The sequence below is a fragment of the Symbiobacterium sp. genome (genome assembly GCF_040797425.1).
Taxonomy (GTDB): domain Bacteria; phylum Bacillota; class Sulfobacillia; order Symbiobacteriales; family Symbiobacteriaceae; genus Symbiobacterium.
This window is the reverse complement of the sequence record NZ_JBFNEH010000003.1, coordinates 40,293-55,691: the sequence shown is the minus strand read 5'-3', so window position 1 is coordinate 55,691 and position 15,399 is coordinate 40,293. Positions and strand designations below refer to the sequence as shown.

General features: G+C 71.0%; 10 protein-coding genes and 1 riboswitch. Of the genes, 1 reads left to right on the top strand and 9 read right to left on the bottom strand.

What is annotated here, in order from left to right; genetic code table 11:
• Positions 1–239 precede the first annotated feature (239 nt).
• Positions 240–2,909, top strand: coding sequence for a calcium-translocating P-type ATPase, PMCA-type (locus AB2385_RS01565; RefSeq protein WP_367653157.1), 2,670 nt, complete (start codon positions 240–242; stop codon positions 2,907–2,909).
• Between the two features lie 18 nt (positions 2,910–2,927).
• On the opposite strand, the gene AB2385_RS01560 is transcribed toward AB2385_RS01565, so the two are convergent.
• The 9 genes from AB2385_RS01560 to AB2385_RS01520 form a co-directional block, all read right to left on the bottom strand.
• Positions 2,928–3,287: a ribonuclease E inhibitor RraB gene (locus tag AB2385_RS01560; protein ID WP_367653156.1), complete on the bottom strand. Its 360-nt coding sequence runs from the start codon at positions 3,285–3,287 to the stop codon at positions 2,928–2,930.
• 265 nt (positions 3,288–3,552) lie between these two features.
• On the bottom strand, positions 3,553–5,460 hold the full coding sequence (gene nagZ, locus AB2385_RS01555) for a beta-N-acetylhexosaminidase (RefSeq protein ID WP_367653155.1): 1,908 nt from the start codon (positions 5,458–5,460) through the stop codon (positions 3,553–3,555).
• A gap of 109 nt (positions 5,461–5,569) precedes the next feature.
• Positions 5,570–7,225: an ASKHA domain-containing protein gene (locus AB2385_RS01550; protein ID WP_367653154.1), complete on the bottom strand. Its 1,656-nt coding sequence runs from the start codon at positions 7,223–7,225 to the stop codon at positions 5,570–5,572.
• A gap of 92 nt (positions 7,226–7,317) precedes the next feature.
• Positions 7,318–9,957 carry a homocysteine S-methyltransferase family protein gene (locus AB2385_RS01545; RefSeq protein ID WP_367653153.1) on the bottom strand — a complete coding sequence of 880 codons (2,640 nt, stop codon included), beginning with the start codon at positions 9,955–9,957 and terminating at the stop codon, positions 7,318–7,320.
• Positions 9,958–10,101: 144 nt separating this feature from the next.
• Positions 10,102–10,815 (bottom strand): hypothetical protein, encoded by a 714-nt coding sequence (locus AB2385_RS01540; protein ID WP_367653152.1) that lies wholly within the window; start codon positions 10,813–10,815, stop codon positions 10,102–10,104.
• A 127-nt stretch (positions 10,816–10,942) separates the two neighbouring features.
• The gene (locus AB2385_RS01535) at positions 10,943–11,845 is read right to left on the bottom strand and encodes a methylenetetrahydrofolate reductase (RefSeq protein WP_367653151.1); all 903 of its coding nucleotides are present in this window, start codon (positions 11,843–11,845) and stop codon (positions 10,943–10,945) included.
• Positions 11,846–11,939: 94 nt separating this feature from the next.
• Positions 11,940–12,045: riboswitch (SAM riboswitch) on the bottom strand.
• A gap of 62 nt (positions 12,046–12,107) precedes the next feature.
• The gene (locus tag AB2385_RS01530; protein WP_367653150.1) at positions 12,108–12,668 is read right to left on the bottom strand and encodes a M23 family metallopeptidase; all 561 of its coding nucleotides are present in this window, start codon (positions 12,666–12,668) and stop codon (positions 12,108–12,110) included.
• Between the two features lie 828 nt (positions 12,669–13,496).
• Positions 13,497–14,630, bottom strand: a complete 1,134-nt coding sequence (locus tag AB2385_RS01525) for a sensor histidine kinase (RefSeq protein ID WP_367653149.1) — start codon at positions 14,628–14,630, stop codon at positions 13,497–13,499.
• Entirely contained in the window at positions 14,620–15,315 is a 696-nt protein-coding gene (locus tag AB2385_RS01520; protein ID WP_367653148.1) for a response regulator, read from the bottom strand. Before AB2385_RS01520 ends, AB2385_RS01525 begins: the two co-directional genes overlap by 11 nt.
• Positions 15,316–15,399: the final 84 nt, after the last annotated feature.

The following is a 15,399-nucleotide window of genomic DNA, read 5'->3' as shown; positions in this document are numbered from 1 at the left end:
GTCCGGTGCCCCGCCGAAGCGTCACCAGTGTACCACATCTCAACGGGACCGGCTATCGTTGCCTGCGCACCGGGCAGGCCCCGTCCGAATGGCGTCGGGGCGGAACCCCCGTGGGCAGAGCGGCGTAGCCCTCTGTCCCAACGCGCCATCGCCCCGATGGTCCCAATAGCCTATGCTCCCGGTGGCCGCGGTAGCGGTATATTAAAGTTAACATACGTGAAAAAAACGGGGGGATAGCGTTGTCGACACACCACTGGCACTCTCGACCCGTCGCGGATGTGGCATCGGAACTGGAAACGACCCTTTCCACAGGTCTTTCCCGCCAGGAGGCGGCCGACCGGCTCACCCGGTACGGGCCCAATAAGCTGGTCGAGGAGAAGAAGAAGAGCATCTGGGCCATGGTCGCGGAGCAGTTCAGCGACTTCCTGGTCATCATCCTGCTGGTGGCGGCAGCGCTCTCGTTCCTGCTGGGCGAGATGCTCGACGCCGGTGCGATCATGGCGATCGTGATCCTGAACGCGGCGCTTGGCATCGTGCAGGAGTTCAAGGCCGACCAGGCGCTGTCCGCCCTGAAGCAGCTGACCGCCCCCACGTGCCGGGTCCTGCGGGAGGGCGAGGTGGTGAGCATCGACAGCCGGGACCTGGTGCCGGGCGACGTGGTCCTGCTGGAGGCCGGCGACCCGGTCCCGGCCGACCTGCGCCTCACCCAGTCGGTGATGCTGCGCATCGACGAGTCGCTGCTCACCGGTGAGTCCGTCCCCGTCGAGAAGGACGCCGGCCGTCTCCTCAAGGCCGAGACCGCCATGGCCGACCGGGTGAACATGGCCTACATGTCCACGTACGTCACCTTCGGCCGCGGCCAGGGCGTCGTTATCGCCACAGGCATGCAGACGGAGGTCGGCCGCATCGCCGGCAAGCTGCAGGAGGAGGAAGAGGAAGCGACGCCCCTCCAGCAGCGCCTGTCCAAGTTCGGGAAGCAGCTGGGCGTGGCGATGCTCATCGTCTGCGCCGTGGTGGGTGCGCTGGGGCTCTTCCGCGGCATGGGCTGGCTCGAGGTCGTCATGGTCGCCGTCTCGCTGGCCGTGGCGACGATCCCCGAGGGCCTGCCGGCCGTGGTGACCATCGTGCTGGCCATCGGCACCAAGCGCATGGCGGACCGCAACGCCGTGATCCGCCGCCTCTCGGCGGTGGAGACGCTGGGCTCCGCCACCGTCATCTGCAGCGACAAGACGGGCACGCTCACCAGGAACCAGATGACCGTCACCCGCCTCTGGCTCCCCGAGGGATGGGTCGACCCGAACCGCAAGGCCACTGTCGACGAGCCGCACGGCCTCCTGCTCGCCGCCGCCGCCCTGTGCAGCGACGCCAGCCTGTCGGGAGAGGCAGGGGACTACAAGTCCGTGGGCGATCCCACCGAGACCGCCCTGGTAGTCGCCGCCGCGCAGGCCGGCCTGGACAAGCGGCAACTGGAGAAACAGTACCCGCGGCTGGGCGAGGTGCCGTTCTCGTCGGAGCGGAAGCGGATGACCACCTTCCACCACCTGACCGCCGAGGGCATCACCGGCGTCGTCAAGGGCGCGCCGGACGTGGTGCTGCGCCTGACCAACCGCATCCGCAAGGGCGGTGAGACGCTGCCGCTCTCAGATGCGGACCGGGCTGCGATCGAGGCCGCCAACCACGAGATGGCGGGCCAGGGCGTCCGGGTTCTGGCCGTCGCCCTCACCGACCCGCAGGCCCGGCTCGAGGGCGACCTGGAGCGGCTGGAGCAAGACCTGATCTTTGTCGGCCTCATCGGCATGACCGACCCGCCCAGGCCGGAGACGGCCCCCGCCGTCGCTGAGGCTCGGAAGGCCGGCATCCGCACCATCATGATCACCGGCGACCACGTGGACACCGCCGTGGCGATCGGCCGGGAGGTAGGCATCGTCGAGGCGGAGCGGTCGGCCAGCTACAGCGGCGTCCAGCTGGACCAGATGGACGACGCGGCGCTGGAGGAGGCCGTGCAGAAGGCCAACGTGTTCGCCCGGGTATCGCCGGAGCACAAGCTGCGCATCGTGGACGCGCTGCGCCGGCGCGGCGAGATCGTGGCGATGACGGGCGACGGCGTGAACGACGCCCCGGCCCTCAAGCGGGCCGACATCGGCGTGGCCATGGGCCTCTCCGGCACGGGCGTCGCCAAGGGCGCCTCCGACATGGTGCTGATGGACGACAACTATGCCACGATCGTCAGTGCGATCGAAGAGGGGCGGACCATCTACAGCAACATTCAGAAGTTCACGTTCTTCCTGCTCTCGGCCAACCTGGCGGAGCTGTTCATCATCACCGCCGCCATGCTCACGGGCCGGCCCCTGCCGCTCCAGCCGATCCACCTGCTCTGGATCAACCTGATCACCGACTCGCTGCCGGCCATCGCCCTGGGCATGGAGCCCAGTGAGCCCGGCGTCATGGAGCGCCGCCCGCGGGACCCCAGGGAGAACGTGATCACCCGGCCCATGCTGATCCAGATGTTCATCCAGGCCGTGCTGATGACCGTCGCCGTGCTCTGGGCGCACTCGCTGGGCATGGCGAAGGACCCGGCCAACGCCGCGGAGATGGGCTCCACCTACGCCTTCGCCACCATCACCCTGGCCGAGCTGGTCTGGGCACACTCCTGCCGGAACACCACCAAGCCGGTGTGGACCATCGGCCTCTTCAAGAACCGGTTCGCCTGGCTGGCCACCATCATGGGCGTGCTGCTGCTGGTGGTCGTCATGACCGTGCCCGTCCTCGAGCGGGTCTTCCAGCTGCACGAAGTACACACCCAGGACTGGCTGTGGATCGCCCTGTTCTCCCTGGGCGTCACCGCCGTGATGGAACTCGTGAAGACGGTGATGGGGGGCCGCTTCAGCGACCCGGCGGCGAGGCGGTGAGAAGGGCTGCCCGGGGGCTCACCCTTCGTCGACACGGGTGGCCCACCCCTCGTACCTCGCTTCAAACTGGCGGGCGAGGCCATCCATCTCGTCGGAGAGCCGCAGCAGGCGCTGCTCGTCGACCAGCTCCAGCCGCACCACCACGAGCCGCCACGTGCGCTCCCGGTCCGCGGGATCGTAGGTGAGACTCTCCACCTGAAACCCGCGCTCCTGCAGGGCAGCCGAGAGGCCGTCGAAGTCGCCCTCGTCACCGGCGCTGAAGTGCTGTTCCAGCGTGTAGGGCTCCCACGGCGGGTTGTCGGGATCGAACTGCGCCCGGAACGCGGCGACGGTCCTCGCATGGCGCTCAGCACGCTCGGCCTCTGACTCGGGCCGCACGGCAACCCCCCCTTTCTGCCCTTACGACGGTGGAACGCCCCGGGCCCGTTGCGCCCGAACCACCAGATCGGTGCTCGAACCCCGAAGTCGGTGTAGAACGCGAAACCGTGGACCGGTGAGTCTCCTCGCCGGACCACGGTTTCGATTTCTGCGCCCCTTCCCCGGGCTGCCCGTCTCACGGCCCCGGGAACCTGTCGGCACCCGCCCGGGCCGGGGAGTTCGTCTCGGGAGGAGCCGTTCTGCCCGTTCTGGACGCCTCCCTGCCTTACCCCAGCATCATGTCAAGGCCGTGCCCCGCCGGGTAGAGACCGGGAACCGACACCGGCAGCCGCCCCTTCGCCGGGGCCCGGCCAAAGAGCAACGGTCCGATGCCTTTCAGGTTCACATCCTGGTACCCGTAGGCGGCGATGTAGGTGCCGATCTCGGGAATGGCGGTGAGCTCGTAAGGCATGCCCAGTCCGACCACCACCACCGGCCTGCCGCCGGCCACCAGGTCGGCGATCAGATCCCGATGCCCGGGAACGTCGTGGCCCTCGCTCACGGCGTAGATCACCACGTCGGCCTCCTCTGCGATCTCCCGGGCGGCCGCGAGGGCGTCCTCATCGGGCCGGTAGTCCAGCGTGATCTCGATGGTGTTCTCATGCAACGCCCTGATCGACGCCCCGAGGGCGGTGGCCACGCCGTCAACGCCGGTCACGGGGCGCGCGTAGGCGGGGCCGATGACGACGATCCGGTCGCCGGCGCTGGGCTGAAGCGGCAGGTGCGCGTTGCGCACCAGGGTCAGGGCATCGGCGCCGATCTGCTCCGCCAGGGCCTGGTGGGCCGCCGGTCCAATCGGCTCAGCCAGCGGCTGCTCCCCCGTCAGTCGGGCCGGCTCGCGCGGGGCCCCACCTGAGACCTCCCCGCCGGCGCCTCCCGCCTCGCCGGCGGTCGCCTTCCCCGGAAGCGGCGGCAGGAGCCCCTGCCGCTCCTTCAGGGCCAGCACCCGGCCGGCGGCGTCGTCGATCCGGCTCTCGGGAATCCGCCCCTCCCGCACCGCCTGCAGCAGCTTGTCGTAAAGCGAACGCTGCACGCCGAAGGACTCGGTGACCAGCACCACGTCCGCGCCGGCCTGCACGGCGAGCACCAGCCCCTCCGCCACGCCGTAGTGGTCCGTGATCGCCGCCATGCCGTCCATGGAGTCGGTGATGACCACGCCCGGGAAGCCCAGTTCCTCCTTCAGCAGGCCGTTGAGCACGGAGGGCGAGAGCGTGGCGGGGCGGCCGTCCTGCGCCACGGCCGGGAACACGACGTGGGCCGCCATGACCGCGTCGACTCCCCCGGCGATGGCCGCCCGGAAGGGCCGCAGTTCCACCTGGTCCAGCCGCTCCCGGTCGTGGCCCACCACCGGCAGGTCGAGGTGGCTGTCGACGTCGGTGTCGCCGTGGCCGGGGAAGTGCTTGGCCACGGCGCTGACCCCCTCCGCCTGGAGGCCTCTCGCCAGGGCCGCCGCCAGCCGGGCCACCAGCGCCGGGTCCTCGCCGAAGGAGCGCGTGCCGATCACCGGGTTGGCGGGGTTGTTGTTCACGTCGGCGACGGGCGCCAGGTTCATGTTCACGCCCACCGCGAGCAGTTCCCGGGCCATCGCCCGCCCGACCTGCTCGGCGTACTCCTCCGAGCCGGTGGCCCCCAGGGCCATGTTGCCCGGCCACTGGGTAAACGGCGGGCCGAAGCGCTGCACCAGCCCGCCCTCGTGGTCCACCGCGATGACGAGGCCGGGCGTGGCCCGCTCCCGGGCGGCCGCCGCGGCCTGCAGGGAGGCGGTGAGGCGGCGCAGCCGCTCCGGGTCGCTGCCCTGCCGGCCGAACAGGATGTAGCCGCCCACCTTCCCCTCCGCCAGCAACTCCTCCGTTTCGGGGGTGAGCTCCGCACCCGGGAGGCCCACCCAGAAAAGCTGGCCGAGCTTCTCCTCGAGGGTGAGGTAGTCCAGCCAGTCGGGCACCGCCGAGACAGGCGCAGGCTCCTCCCCCCGGCTTCCCCCGGGTTCCTCCGCGGGCGGGGCTCCGCCCTGCGGCGGCGCGCCGGGCGACGGCGCACCACCCCGGCCGCAGCCGACCGGCGTGGAGACTGCGACCAGCGCAGACAGGGCGGCGGCCAGGATGCGCTGCAGGGCAGCGGTGCGCGCTATGACCATGGAACACTCCTCTCTCATCCGGTTGAGTCTGTTCGGGCGGTAGCCTCCCCCCGCCCGCGATCACCGATACAAGCGGCAGGCCCGCACCGGCGTGCGGGCCCAGCGCTGCTTACCGTCTTGGGAAGTTAAGCGCCGCCATGAAGATCTCCTCGAAGTCGGGGTGTGTCGCCAGTTCCACGAAGTGCGCACTGGCGGCCAGCCTCTCCGCCCGCTCCCGCGCCCCGGCAGAGAGCAGCGCCAGCTTGGCGCCGGCGGCTGCGGCGTTGCCGACCGGCCGGATGCGATCGGGTGGGATGGAGGGCAACAGGCCGACGGCCAGGGCGCTCTCCCGGTGCAGGTACGTGCCGAAGGCGCCGGCCAGCAGCAACTCGTCCAGCGCCTCGGGACCGGTGCCGGCCACCTGCAGCACCAGGTCGATGCCCGCCCGGATGGCCCCCTTGGCCAGCTGGAGTGCCCGGATGTCCCGCTGGGTGAGCCCGACGCCCGGAGCCAGTTCCACCGAAAGGCCGTCCGCGGCGATGCGCCGGGCGGCAGGGCCCGTCCGGGTGAGCCGGCCGGTCCAGTCCAGGAGCGAGGCGTCCAGGAGCGCCGCAGCGGCGTCCAGCAGCCCCGAGCCGCAGATCCCCCGGGCCGGGGTGCCCTGGGACAGGCTGCCCTGCCCCTGGCCGCCCCGAACACTTCTGCCTGTCTCCGCCGATCCGGCACTGGGGGATGCGGCGCGTCCCCGGGGGCCGGGGATGACCTCGACCACCAGGTCGGTCCCGTCGAAGCGCACCGCCTCAATAGCCCCGGGGCCGGCCCGCATTCCCTGGCTGATCTCGCCCCCCTCGAACGCCGGGCCGGCCGGGGCGGAGCAGGCGTAGAGCCGGCCGCCGTGGCGCAGCAGGATCTCGCCGTTGGTGCCCACGTCCACCAGCAGGATGGTGCCCTCGCCCTCGTCCAGGCCCGCAGCCAGGGCGGCGGCCACCGCGTCGGAGCCCACAAAGCCGGCGATGCCCGGCAGGGCGTAGAGAGGTGGGAAACCCGGGATGGCGAACGTCCGCCCCTCCAGCAGCGCCGGGGTGTACGGCGCCGCCGCCAGGCCGGCGACGGGAAGCCCCAGGAAGAGGTGGTGCATCACCGTGTTCCCCACGAGCGTGCCGGTCACCACGTCCTCCCGCCGGGCCCCTGCCTTGCTGAGCAGCCCGTCCAGCAGGTGCAGTGCGGCCTCCCGCACCAGCCGGGTGAGCTCCTGCGCCTCCGCCTCGCCCTGGATGGCATGGGAGAGGCGGCTCATCAGGTCCGCCCCGTAGGCAGCCTGGGGGTTGGGCGCGGCCTGCACGGCCAGCTCCTCCCCGGTGCGGAGGTCCAGCAGGGCGGCGGCCAGGGTGGTGGTGCCCACGTCCAGGGCGAGACCGAGCGAAGGGCCGGCCGGGCGGAGCGGCGCCCAGGGATCGACCTCCACCGGCCCGCTCAGCCCGCCCAGCCCGGCCTTGCGGGCGTCGGCCGCCGCGGCGGGGAACACGGCCACTTCCAGGTCGCCCTCCACCCGCAGCTGGCAGGCCAGGCGGAAACCCTGGCCCAGTTCGGCCGGGGAAAGCTGCTCCCGATCCGCCGGGCTGGGTGCGGGCGCCCCGCGGGTCACCCGCACCAGGCACTTGCGGCACTGCCCCCGCCCGCCGCAGGGGGTCTCGATCAACACGCCTGCGCGGTTCAGCGCCGCCGACAGCAGGGTCCCCTCGGGCACCGTGAACTCACGGCCCGCAGCCCTCACGCGACAGCCCACGCCCATCCCTCCCTTCGGTTCCTTCCCGGCCGCCCGACGGGCTTCACCGCCCCGCCGGCTCCGGCACGTTCACAGCGGCACCGCGTCTCGGACTACTCCTTGCGCCGGGCGCCCCGTTCCTTCATGATCTCCAGCGCCAGCGCCACGGCCTCCTGGGCGTCGCGGCCGTGACCCCGGGCGCCGATCCTCTCGGCAAAGGCCCGGGTGGTGGCCGCACCGCCGATGATCACCGGGCAGTCGAAGCCCTCCCGGGCGAAGAGGTCGATCACCCGCTTCATCTGCGGCATGGTGGTGGTCATCAGGGCCGAGAGGCCGACGATGTCCGCCCCCGCCCTACGGGCCTCGTCCAGCACCACCTCGGCCTTCACGTCGCGGCCCAGGTCGATCACCCGGAAGCCGTAGTTTTCCAGCAGCACCGCCACGATGTTCTTGCCGATGTCGTGGATGTCCCCCTCCACCGTGGCCAGCACCACGGTGCCGACCTCGGTCTGGCCCCGCTTCGCCTTCTGGATCTCGGGCTTCAGGCGGGCAAAGGCCTTCTTCATCGCCTGGGCGGAGAGCATCAGCTGGGGCAGGAAGTAGATGCCCTCGCCGAAGAGCCGGCCCACCTCCTCGATGGCCGGGATCAGGTACTGGTTGAGCAGGCCCATGGGGTCCCGCCCCTCGGCCAGGCCCTGCTCCACCAGCGGCAGGATGCCCTCCGGGTCGCCCTCGAGCACCGCCCGGTACAGCTTGGCCCCCAGTTCGTCCCGGGGAGCCGGCGGTGCGGGGAACCCCTCCGCAACGGAGGGTGCGGCTGGGCCCTCGGGAGCGGGGCCGGCGGGCGGGCCGCCTGCCGGCGCCCCCGCCGCGTCAGGGACGGGCCCGCCGGCTCCCGCCCCGCCCGGCTGAGCAGCGGTGCGCGCAGAAGGACGCGCACCCGTCGCACCCGGGCCCGGACCAGCGGGGGCACTCTGCCCCTGCAGCGCCTCCTCCGCCGTGTGCACCAGCCGCTTGGGGCCCACCACCTCCATGTAGGTGCGGGCATTGCGGTCCCGGTTGAGCAGGAGCCGCAGGGCCCGGATGGTGTCCATCATCCGTTCGTCCAGCGGGTTCAGGATGGCCATGGAGAGCCCCATGGTCACGGCCATGGTGAGGTAGACGCTGTTCAGGAACGGCCGGTTGGGCAGGCCGAAGGAGACGTTGGAGACCCCCAGTGAGGTGAGCACCCCCAGCTCCTCCGTGATCCGCTGCACGGCCTTGAGCGTCTCCCGGGCCTGGGCCTGCTGGGCCCCTGCGGTGAGCGCCAGCGGGTCGATGACCACGTCGTGCCGGGAGATGCCGTACGCCTCCGCCGCCTCCACGAGCCGGCGGGCGATCGCCACCCGCTGCTCGGCGGAGGACGGGATGCCCTTCTCGTCGATGGTGAGACCCAGCACGGCGGCGCCGTAGCGCTTCGCCAGGGGCAGCACCGCCTCGGCGCGCCCCTCCTCCAGGCTGAACGAGTTGATGAGCGGCTTGCCGACGCAGGCCTTGAGGCCCGCCTCCAGGGCGGCGGCGTTGGGCGAGTCGAGGCAGAGCGGGACGTCCACCGCCTCCTGGATCACCCGCACGGCCCGGGCCATCGCCGCCGGCTCATCGATGAGCGGCACGCCCACGTTCACGTCCAGCACCGCGGCCCCGGCCTCGACCTGCCGCCTCGCCTCCGCCCGCACCCGGGCGAAAGTGCCTTCCCGGATGTCCTTCGTCAGCAGCTTCCGGCCCGTCGGGTTGATGCGTTCGCCGATCACCACCGGAAGGTTCTGCTCCACGAAGAAGAGCGAGCGGGTGCGGGACGCGAGGCCCAGGGTATGGGCGAGGGGACCGGGGCGGCCCGCCGGCCGGAGACCCTCCACCGCCGCCCGGAGCCGGCGGATGTGCTCCGGCGTGGTGCCGCAGCAACCGCCCACCACGGACGCCCCGGCGGCGACCAGCTTCGGGCCGTAGGCGGCGAAGTCTGCGGGCCCCATGGGAAACCGGGTGGTGCCATCGGGCTGGAGCAGCGGCAGCCCGGCGTTGGGCTGGGCCGAGATGGGCACCCGGGCCACCCGGGCCATGCGGGCCACGGCTTCCACCATCAGGTCCGGGCCGACCGAGCAGTTGAGGCCGATCACGTCCACGCCCAGCGACTGCAGCACCAGGGCGGCCGTCTCGGGATCGGTGCCGGTGAAGGCGCGGCCGCTGGGGTCGATGGTGATCTGGGCGATCAGCTTGAGGGAAGGAGCATGATCCCTGCAGGCCAGCACCGCTGCCCGGAGTTCGTTCAGGTCGGCGATGGTCTCGATGATGATGAAGTCGGGCCGCGCCTCGGCAAAGGCCCGCGCCTGGGCGGCGAACTGGGCGTAGGCTGCAGCGAAGGTGAGGTCGCCCAGCGGCTCCACCAGCGCACCCAGAGGCCCCATCGACCCCGCGACCAGGGCCCGACCCGCCGCGGCCTCCCGGGCGCAGCGCACCCCGGCGACGGTGATGTCGTGGCACCGATCCGCGAGGCCGTAGTGGGAGAGCCGGATCGGCGTGGAGCCGAAGGTGTTGGTCTCGATAATCTGCGCCCCGGCCTCCACGTAGGCCCGATGGACGGCCATCACCGCGTCCGGCCGCTCCAGGTTCCACAGGTCCGGGCACGCTCCGGCGGGCAGTCCGTGCGCCTGCAGCATCGTGCCCATCGCTCCGTCGCAGACCAGGACCTCCCGGCCCAGGAGGTCAAGCAGCCCCATCGCATCATCCCCTCCTTCGAATCCGTGCAGTGGCGTCAAGTCCCACGGGGCTCCCGGGCCTGCACCGCTCACCGCACCGCCGTCCGCTTTCCCGGGGCGCACCCCGGCCGGACGGCCCGGGCCTCTTCCGCTTGCCCCGCCCACCTATCCCCGTCGGGGCGCCGCCCCGGTGACCGGCGCCCTGCGGACCCTGTACGGGCAATCCACCTTCGCGCAACGGCTGCAGCCGAGGGCCGGCCGCTCCGGAGCCCCGGCAGGCTGCCAGCCGAACAGCCCGACCAGCGACTTCCGGGGCTGCAGGTAGCACGTCGGCGTGCACGTCACGCCGATCGCCGGCCCGCCGGCCAGTTCCACCAGGCGGATCTGCTCCTCCACCGGCCAGTCGCCGTACCCGGGTGCGTACAGGGGGGTGAGCCCGCCCCCGGTCAGCGTCTCCCGCACCCACTTCGCCAGCCCGTGGACCAGGGCGGAGCCGGCCGCGTCCACGACGGTGGCCAGGGCGTACTCCTCCCGCTGGAACAGTTCTTCGATCAGCCTGTCCACGTCGGGCCCCAGAGTCGCCGCGACCAGGGTGACGCCTTCCGTACCCGCCAGCAGCCTGGCCAGGGTGCGGGAGCGCCAGGCGACTTCCGGGGCGCCGGTGCGCACCCACTCGCCGTCCACGCGGGCGGCGCAGCAGGCCACGCTCGCGGCTGGTGCCGCCGCGTCGCGGGCAAGCCGCATGCCCCTCTCCACCAGTTCCTCGTCCCGCCGGGTGAGGCGGGTGCGCCCCTCCCGGTAGCCCAGGAGGCGCAGCACGTCCTGGGGCGGAAGGGACAGCTGGGCGGCGGGGGGCCGCAGGATCGTATGCGCCAGCATGGCTTCACCCCTCTCGGCGAGACGGCGGGCCTGGGGTGCGGCCCCCGGGCGCTGCCGCGGCCCCGGGCCACTCACCGGCGCCGCAGTCACCGAGCGCCGCAGGCCCCATGATCCGCCTCGCCCGGCACTACTCTCCCTGGCGCCGGGACCGGCGCAGCCCCAGTTCGTCGATGATGTCCAGCACCGCCACGGCCAGGCGCGCACTGTTCATCGGGAAGATGTGCACGCCGTGGACGTGCGGGCCGATCTCCCGCAGGAGTTCAGCCACGAGCCGCAGGCCCTCCTCCTCGCCCCGGTCGCGCATCCGGTCGAGGATGGGGTCGGGGACCACGATGCCGGGCACGTCCCGGTTCATGCGCAGGGCGAAGTCGTAGCTCTTCAGGGGCAGGATGCCGTACAGGATGGGGATCCGCACCCGCCCCGCCAGCTTCGCCTGGAAGCGCTCCAACTGCCGCGGGTCGAAGATGGGCTGGGTCTGCGCAAAGTGTGCCCCCGCCTCGACCTTCTGCTCCAGCCGTGAAACCTCGGCCTCCAGGTCCGCCGCGGCGGGGTTGCAGGCGCAGCCGATGGCGAAGTCGGTGGGGTGATCCAGCGCACCCCCGGAGAGCGTCTGCCCGCGGTTGAGGGTGGCCGCCAGGCGGATCAGCCCGATCGTATCCACCTCGAAGACGCCGCGGGCCCCGGGGTGGTCGCCCTGCTCGGGGTTGTCGCCCCGCAGGGCCAGGATGTTGCGGACCCCCAGCCCCGCCGCCCCCAGCAGTTCCGCCTGCAGACCGATCACGTTGCGGTCGCGGGTGGTCAGGTGGAAGATCGCCTCCACCTGACCGTCCCGCTGCAGCAGGTGCGCCAGGGTGATGGGGCTCATCCTGACGTTGGCCATCGGGCAGTCGGCCACGTTCACCGCGTCGACCCTGTCGGCGAAGCGGCGCACCCGCTCCAGGGTCTTTGTCACGCTCGCCCCCCGGGGCGGGTCGATCTCCACCGTCACGCAGAAGGCACCCTGCTGCAGCCTGTTCAAGAGCCGTGCCACATGTCTCGCCTCCCCAGCCCGGATGTGCCGCCCGGGCCCCCATACACAAAGAACCCTTCGAGAACGAAGGGTTCGCAGACAGTTCGCTGCGCCCGCTTCATCTCTCGGACCCGCCGTCCGCTGGAATTGGCACCGTTCTCCGCCCGGAGCCGGTTGCCGTGGCATCACAGGGCCAGTCCCTCCGCCACTCTCGATGAATCGAGCAGGGTATGGATTTGTTAGAGCCCAGTATAACAATCCCTGAGCGGTGGGGCAAGACCACTCACAGGAGTCCGTCGAGGAGTCCGGCGGGGTCCAGCGGCTCGCCGTCGTGCCGGAGCTCGAAATGCAGGTGCGGACCCGTCACCTGGCCGGTGGCGCCCACGCTGCCGACGCGCGCCCCGCGGGTCACCCGCTCCCCCTCCCGCACCGCCACCCCGGAGAGGTGAGCGTACACGCTGGCCAGCCGCCCCCCGTGGTCGATCACGACGATCTGCCCATACGCGGGAAGGGAGGCGACGACGAGCACCACGCCGTCCAGGCAGGCGACCGCAGGGGCCCCTTCCGGCGCCCCGATGTCAACCCCCGCATGCAGCCGAAGCCGCCTCAGCACGGGGTGCAGGCGAAGGCCATACCCAGACGTGACCTCGGTGTACCCCGGGACCGGCCAGACCGGGTCGCCTTGCGGAGTCGGGGCGAGTTCTTCCTGGCGCTCCCGGATCCAGCGGCCGATTTCCTGCACCTCCCGGCCCGGGTCCACGGCTGCGGCGGGCCGGGCGCCCCAGACGGCCAGTGCGACGGCCCCAAGGAGGAGCGCCGTGCGTAAGCGTTTGCGGATGTGCAAGGCAGGCATCTCCCTTCGCGTTGCTACATGCCTACCATAGCGCACCGACCTTACCGCCGCTTCACCTGCGGCTTACGGGTTTCTTAAGGCGTCTCACGACGGGGTCCGCGACCCGCTGCGCCGCTCGGAGGTCTGATCCCGCAGCGCATCCGGCCCCTGCGCAACGTCTCCCTGGCGCACGCCCGGACGGTGCCGGGGACCGGGCCGGCCAGCCGGGCATTCAGAAATAGGGGGAAAATCAGCCCCCTATTTTTGCCCAATTAGGGGGAATTCTTGCCCCCTATCGCGGCGCATCCATACCCCCCGGGAGTAGATCCGGCCCGTCAACACCCCTCGACGGGCTCTTGCGGGAGACGTGTTCACCCCTCGGGACAGCAAAAACCCCTACTCCGGGGCAAATAGGGGGCAGAAATTCCCCCGATCTCGGGGAAAATACCGGTCCTTTTTTCCCTCTATCTCCGAAGACGCCTTCCTACCCCCCCTCCGAACCCAACTCGGAGGGAAGGCGTCTCACTGCCGGCGCGCAGAATGGGCGTCGGGGCGCACGACGCCTCGGCCACGGCGGAACGGAGCCCCGACACGGCAGCCGGGCTTCCGTGGACGCCGCCACAGAAACCCGGCCGCAACGACCTCGTCTCGATGTGGGTTGCCATATCGCATCGCACTCGGGGGCATCCGCCCACGCCGTCCCATCTCTCCTGGCCTGGGCGCTGTCCTCCGCGCTCTGGCGCACCCGACCGGGGGACGTGTCACATTCCGACGCCCCAGACCGGGGACGCTGCGAGCGTTGCAGCGTGCGGCCTCGCCCGGGCCAGAGACGTTCGTCGATCACCCCGCCGATCCGGGGAGCGCCTGGTATCCCGCGTGGGCGCCCATGGGCAGCCGGATCTCGAACACGGTGCGCTCGGTCTCGTTGATCGCCCGCACGCTGCCGCCGTGGAGCGTGACGATGTTCTTCACGATGGCCAGTCCAAGGCCGGCGCCGCCGGTCTGGCGGGACCGGGAGGTCTCGCCCCGGTAGAAACTGTCGAAGATGCGGTCGAGCAGGTGCACCGGGATCGGGTTGCCGCGGTTCGCAACCCGCATGAGCACCGCCCGCTCAGCCTCCCGCACCTCCAGCTCGAGCTCGACCACCTTGCCCTCCTTTCCGTAGCGGATGGCGTTGGAGATGAGGTTCTCCAGCGCCCGCACCAGCAGGTCGGGGTCTGCGGTGATGGTCACCCGGTCGGGGGGTAGCTTCAGGCGGTACTCCATCCCCGCGGCGCGCAGGGCGGGGACGAACTCCTCCGCCACCTGCTCCAGGAGTTCCGCCGGGTTGATGGCCACCGGCCGCAGCACGATGCCCCCGTGGCTGGTGCGGGTGAACTCGAAGAGCTGGTCGATCAGCCGCTTCAGCTGCTTCGCTTTTTCATAGGCCATGTCGACGTAGTAGCGCAGCTCCACCTCGTCCCGATACCGGTCCTCGTCGATGAGCTGCAGGTATCCGAGCACCGACGTCAGAGGGGTCCTCAGGTCGTGCGAGACGGCGGTGATCAGCTCGTAGCGGGCCTGATTCGCCCGCCGCTCCCCTTCGATCGCCGATTTCACCTGCCGCGCCATGGCCGTCAGGTTCTGCCCCAGGACGCCCAGTTCGTCGGGCTGCCGGTAAGGGAGCGCGACGTCGTAGTTGCCGTGCGCCACTTCCTGCATCGCCCGGCTCATGGCCTCGATATAGCGGACCAGCGGCTGGCTGAGCACGACGTACCAGATGAAGAGCAGTACGACACCGGTGGCCAGCATCACGGGCCAGGTCCCGACCGTTCTGGCCAGGAAGGTCAGCAGGGCCTCGACCGGTCGGAACGTGTTGCCCACCGCCACCGCGATGGCCAGCAGCGCGAGAGTGGAGGCGGCGGCCAGCAGGCCGCTGGCAGCGAACGTAAGGATGAGCTGCCAGCGCAGGCTCAGCGCAGCCTTAGTTCTCAATTTTGTAACCGACCCCCCAGACGGTCTTGATCAGCGTGGGGTGACTGGGGTCGTCCTCCACCTTCTCCCTCAGCCGGCGGATGTGGACCATCACCGTGTTGTTGGACTGGAAGTACCGTTCCTTCCAGACCCGTTCGAAGATCTCCTCCGAACTGAAGACCCGTCCGGGGTGCGATGCCAGCAGCAGGAGGATCTCGAACTCGGTGGGCGTGAGGTCCACCTCCCGCCCGTCCTTCGTCACGGAGCGACCCGCCCGGTCGATCTCCACGCCGCCCACCGTGATCACGTCCGGCTGACGGGCCGAAGCGGGATTCAGCGTGAGGTAGCGGCGCAGCTGCGCCTTCACCCGGGCCATCAGCTCCAACGGGTTGAAGGGCTTGGTGAGGTAGTCGTCAGCGCCGATCTTCAGGCCCAGGATTTTGTCCACGTCCTCCGACTTGGCGCTGAGCATCAGAATCGGCACGTTGCGCTCCCGCCGGATCTCCCGGCAGACCTCGAGGCCATCCATGCCCGGCATCATGATGTCCAGGATCACCAGGTCGGGGTGCTCCTCCCGCACGATCCGCAGGGCTTCGGCCCCACTTGCGGCCTTGCGCACCCTATAGCCCTCACTCAGCAGGTGAATCTCGATCAGGTCCGTGATCGCCTGCTCATCGTCCACCACCAGAATCAGCGGTTCCGCCATCCTCGCTCCCTCCGGCCGCCAGGGCCACCGGCCCTTTCTGCCTCTGCCGTCCTGGGGTGCCCTGGGTCGCGGGCACCAGCGGGC

Excerpts from the sequence above, each read along its gene's own strand:
- nagZ (WP_367653155.1), bottom strand. The coding sequence starts at position 5,460 with ATGGTCATAGCGCGCACCGCTGCCCTGCAGCGCATCCTGGCCGCCGCC.
- AB2385_RS01545 (WP_367653153.1), bottom strand. The coding sequence starts at position 9,957 with ATGGGGCTGCTTGACCTCCTGGGCCGGGAGGTCCTGGTCTGCGACGGA.
- AB2385_RS01540 (WP_367653152.1), bottom strand. The coding sequence starts at position 10,815 with ATGCTGGCGCATACGATCCTGCGGCCCCCCGCCGCCCAGCTGTCCCTT.
- AB2385_RS01520 (WP_367653148.1), bottom strand. The coding sequence starts at position 15,315 with ATGGCGGAACCGCTGATTCTGGTGGTGGACGATGAGCAGGCGATCACG.